This is a genomic window from Streptomyces murinus (assembly GCF_002154555.1).
In the GTDB taxonomy this organism is placed as follows: Bacteria; Actinomycetota; Actinomycetes; order Streptomycetales; family Streptomycetaceae; genus Streptomyces; species Streptomyces murinus.
In genome coordinates this window covers 1-5,166 of sequence record NZ_MUNF01000502.1, presented here as the reverse complement: position 1 = coordinate 5,166, position 5,166 = coordinate 1, and the positions used below count along the sequence as shown (strand labels likewise).

2 protein-coding genes are annotated in these 5,166 nt (G+C 74.7%); both read left to right on the top strand.

The annotated features are described in order from the left end of the window. Positions 1–177: 177 nt before the first annotated feature. Positions 178–3,699, top strand: a complete 3,522-nt coding sequence (locus tag CCN72_RS27905; RefSeq protein WP_158101424.1) for a type I polyketide synthase — start codon at positions 178–180, stop codon at positions 3,697–3,699. Further along, positions 3,696–5,166: thioesterase domain-containing protein (locus CCN72_RS27900; protein WP_158101423.1), on the top strand; the 1,471-nt coding region annotated here is incomplete at its 3' end. The genes CCN72_RS27905 and CCN72_RS27900, both read left to right, overlap by 4 nt.

The window sequence follows — 5,166 nt, the reverse complement described above, 5'->3', positions numbered from 1 at the left end:
ACCAACGCCCATGTGGTGCTCGAAGAGCCTCAGGCGGGTGGGGCGAGCGGGACCGCGGGTGACCGGGGCGGGCGCCGAGAGGTGCGGGAAGGCGCGACACGGGCCGAGCGGGAGGGTACGGCACCCACCGGACCGGAGCGTACGACGCCTTCCGCGCGGCCCGCGGTGGCCTTTCCGGTGTCGGCCAGGAACGTGCCGGCGCTGCGGGCCCAGGCACAACGGCTGTACGACCATGTGGTCACCGCCCCCGACGCGTCCCTGGCGGACCTCGGACACTCGCTCGCCACCACGCGGGCCGTCTTCGAGCACCGGGCCGTCGTGGTGGCCCGGGTCCGTTCCGAACTGCTCGACTCCCTGCGGGCGTTGGCGACGGACGACGATCGGCCCGGAGTGCACAGGGGCACGTCCCGCGACCAGGGCCGGCTCGCCCTGCTGTTCTCCGGCCAGGGCAGCCAACGCGCGGGCATGGGACGCGAGTTGTACGAGGCGCCCGATCCGCACCCCGCCTTCGCCCGCTCGTTGGACGAGTGCTGTGCCCTGCTCGACCCGTTGCTGCCGGCACCCCTGCGGGACGTCATGTTCGCCGCGCCCGGTACGGAGGCCGAGGAGCTGCTGCGGACGACCCGGTTCGCGCAGCCGGCGCTCTTCGCCCTGGAGACGGCCCTGTTCCGGCAGTTCGAGGCCTGGGGTGTACGCCCCGGTCTCGTGGCCGGGCACTCGGTGGGCGAAGTGACGGCGGCCCATGTCGCCGGGGTGTTGTCCCTCGCGGACGCGTGCACCCTGGTGGCGGCCCGCGGCAGGCTGATGGACGCGCTGCCCGCGGGCGGCGGGATGGCGGCGGTGGCCGCCGGCGCGGACGAGGTGGCCGCGCACCTCGCCGAGACCGGCTGTGCGGCGGAGATCGCCGCGGTCAACGGGCCCGCCTCGGTGGTCGTGTCCGGCGACGAGGACGCGGTGCGGGAGGTTGCCGAGCACTTCCGGGCGCGGGGCCGTGCGGTGACCGCGCTGCGGGTCGGCCATGCGTTCCACTCCGCTCGAATGGAGCCCGTACTGGCCGACTTCGCGAACGTGGTACGCCAGCTGTCCTTCACCGCACCGCAGTTGCCGCTGCTCACCGCGGTCGCGGACCGGGCGGCCACCGACGAGGAGCTGTGCACACCGGAGTTCTGGGTGGACCATGTCCGCCGTCCGGTCCGCTTCGCCGATTCCGTGGCGTATCTGGGTGAGCAAGGGGCGACGCAGTACGTCGAGTTGGGGCCGGACGGGGTGCTCACCGGTCTGGTGCGGGAGTGCCTCGCCGCGACCGGAACGTCCCCGGCCGACCCGACAGCGGGCCTTGGCGGGCGGAGCCCGGAACCACCGCTGGTCCTGCCGACTCTGCGCACCTCGCGCCCGGAAGCGGACGCCCTGCTCGGCACGCTGGCCGCCCTGCACGCGCACGGCGTACCCGTCGACTGGCCGGCGGTCTTCGCCGGGCGCGGCGGACGGCGCGTCGCACTGCCCACGTACGCCTTCCAACGTCGCCGGTACTGGCTGGAGGCCACCGCCACCGGGCCCGCGCCCGCCCTCCCGGCGGCCGACGCCACTCACCCCCTCCTGCGGTCGTACACCCGCAGCGCCGACGACGACGGGCTGCTGCTGAGCGCAGTGCTCTCGGTGCGCGACCAGCCATGGCTTGCCGACCATGTGGTGGCCGGGGAGATCCTGCTCCCGGCGACCGCGTTCGTCGATATGGCCCTGCACGCCGGTGAGTTGGCGGGCACGGCCGTCCTGGAGGAACTGGTCCTGGCCGCGCCGCTGCCGTTGCCGTCGCACGGCGCGGTCGCTTTGCAGGTGAAGGTGGCGGGTCCGGACGGCGCGGGACGACGGGCCGTCTCCTTCCACTCCCGGCCGCACACCGCGGCAGGTGACGAGCCCTGGGTCCGGAACGCCATGGGGACGCTCTCCCCGGCGCTGCCGCCCACGGCGACCGGGATCGAGAGCGCGCCCTGGCCGCCGGAAGGAGCGGTACCCCTCGGGGCCGACGGTCCGGGCACCGGCTCGTACGACCGACTGGCCGCCGACGGGCTGCGCTACGGCCCCGCCTTCCGGGGCCTGCGCGCCGCCTGGCGGCGCGGGGAGGAGCTGTACGCCGACGTCGAGTTGCCGGAAGCGGCCCGGACGCCGCGACCGGAGGCGTGTGGCCCGGAGTTCGTCCTGCACCCCGCGCTGCTCGACGCGGCGCTGCACGTCCGGGCCCTGGACCGCCTCCTCCCGGACGGCTCCGGGGAAGACACTCCGGCAACCGACGGGCTGGCCCTGCCGTTCGCCTTCGGCGGGGTGCGCGTGCACGCCACCGGAGTACGGCGCCTGCGGGTACGGGTCACCCCGGGACCCGACGGGGGGACCCAGGTGGAGCTGACCGATGAGACGAACTCACCGGTGGCGACGATCCGTTCGCTGACGCTCCGGCCCCTGCCGCGTGCCGACTCCGCGACGACGGACGTGCTCACCGGCGCTCTCCACCGTACGGACTGGGTACCGCTGACCGAACCGCCCGCGCCTGGGGCGATGCCCCGCTGGGGGGTTCTGGGTACGGCGGGTACGCGGCTGGTGGACGCCCTCGCACCGTCGGGTTCCGGTGTCCCCGTGTACCCGGGCCCGGCGGCGTGCGACGCGTCGTCGGACATCGTCGTGGCACCGTGCCCGCCGCCCGGCACGAACGGCGACGCGCGGGACCTGGCCGCCGAGTTGCTGCGGACAGCGGACCGGGCGCTCAAGCTCGTCAAGGAGTGGCTCGCGCAACCGCACCTGTCCCGCGCGCGGCTCGTCCTCGTGACGTCCGGTGCCGTCGCGCTGCCCGACGACGGTCGCCTCGCGGACGCCACCGCCGGTCACGAGAGCGACGGCCGGTCCGGTGAGGCGGCGGCCGTACCGTCGCACACGCCGGTGTGGGGGCTGATCCGCTCGGCCCTGCGCGAGAACCCGGGCCGCTTCGCCCTGATCGACGTGGACGAACACCCCGACTCCTGGGGCGTGTTGCCCGCCCTGCTGACCACCTCGGTGCCGGAGGCAGCCGTACGCCGGGGGACGGTGTACGTACCGAAGCTGCTGCGACTGGCCGAGGCGGTACCGGAGTCGTCGAAGCGACCGCCGCTCGATCCGGCGGGCACCGTCCTGGTCACCGGTGGCACCGGTTCCCTCGGCATGCTGGTGGCACGGCACTTGGTCGCCGTTCACGGCGTTCGTCATCTGCTGCTCGTCGGCCGACGCGGGCCGGACGCCCCTGGAGCCCGGGAACTCGTCGCGGAGTTGAGCGCAGCGGGCGCCCAAGTGACCGTGCAGGCCTGCGATGCGGCGGACCGTGCCGCGCTCGCCGCCCTGCTCGACACGGTACCGGCGGCCCACCCGCTGACCGGCGTCGTACACACCGCGGGGGTACTGGACGACGGCGTCGTCACGGCGCTCACCACCGACCGGCTCAGGCGAGTGCTGCGCCCCAAGGCGGACGCCGCGCTCGCACTGCACGAGCTGACCCGCGACCGCGACCTGGCCCTGTTCGCGCTGTTCTCCTCGGTGGCGGGCACCTTCGGCTCCGCAGGACAGGCCAACTACGCCGCCGCCAACTGTGTGTTGGACGCCCTGGCACGGCACCGCGTCCGGCTGGACTGTCCGGTACGTCGATCGCCTGGGGTCCCTGGCGGCAGGACGACGGCATGATGGCGCGCCTGGACGACACGGGCCTGCGGCGGATGGCCCGCGCCGGTTTCGCCCCGCTCGGTCCGGCGGAGGGCCTGGCCCTCTTCGACGCCGCCGTGACCGGTGACGAACCCGTGGTGGTGGCGGCCCGCCTCGCCCCGGCCGCCCTCCGTGGCGCCGGCTCCACGCCGAACCGGATCCGAACCCGTGCCGCCGACGAAGGCAGGGGCGAGGGCGGGGGTGGGGGCCGACTCGGCGCTGCATCGGCCGCCGCTTTCCCGGGCGAGCAGGCCGGCGTGCTGCTCACCGAGGTCCGTTTCCTGGCGGCCCGCGTCCTGGGTCACGCGGACGGGGTGAGCGAGATCGAGGAGGACGCGCTGCTGGCGGACCTGGGGCTGGACTCCCTGGCCGCGGTCGAGCTGCGCAACGAGCTCGCGGCGAGAACGGGGCTGGCGCTGCCGACCACACTGCTGTTCGACTTCCCGACGCCACGCGCGCTCGCCACCGAGCTGGCGCGACGGTATGCCGCCGAGGCGCCTTCGGCGGGCGTCACATCGGATGGTCCGGCAGGGCCCGAGACCGTCGATACTCCCGGTTTCCCGCCTCAAGTAGACGGCATTCAGGGTGAGTTCGATCCCTCCGGGCCGCAGGCCGCCGACGCGCCGAACGCCGATGAGGCTCCGGATTCCCTGGGCGCTCTCTTCCGTACCGCATGTGCCCGGGGACGGACCTGGGACGGCATGGTGCTCCTCACCGTCGCCGCGCGCCTGCGCCCGGTGTTCGACAGGGCCGGTGCGCACGATGCGGCGCATGAACCCGTCATGCTCACGGCGGGCGGTACGGGGGCCCGGCTGGTCTGCTCCCCCGCGCTCAGCGCGGTGTCGGGGCCGCAGGAGTACGCGCGTCTCGGCGCCGGTCTGCGCGGGCTACGGCCGGTCTCCGCCGTACGGCATCCCGGGTTCGAGCCCCGAGAGGCGCTGCCCGCCACGCTGGACGCTCTGGTCACCGCCCAGGCCAGGGCCGTTCGCGCCGCCGCGGCCGACGGCCCCCTGGTACTGCTGGGCCGGTCGGCCGGTGGCTGGGTGGCCCATGCCGTGGCCGAACGTCTGGAGTCCGAGGGCACCGGCCCGGCCGCCGTGGTCCTGCTGGACACCTATCCCCCGGGACACGGCGACCGGGATCGGGCGCTCTCCGGGATGACGTCGGACATGCTGCGCCGGGCGGCGGAATTCGCCTCCGCCAGCTCCGACCGGCTGACCGCGATGGCCGGATACTTCGAGCTCTTCGACGGCTGGAAGCCCGCGCCGCTCGCCTGCCCCACCCTGTACGTACGGGCCCAGGACCCCCTGCCCGGCGCCGAGCCCGCCCCGCCCTGGAGCCTGCCGCACGCCGAGATCACCGTGCCGGGGGACCACTTCACCATGCTGGAGGAGCACGCTCGCACCACCGCGGTCGCCATCCATCGGTGGCTGGGGGACGGACCGGTCT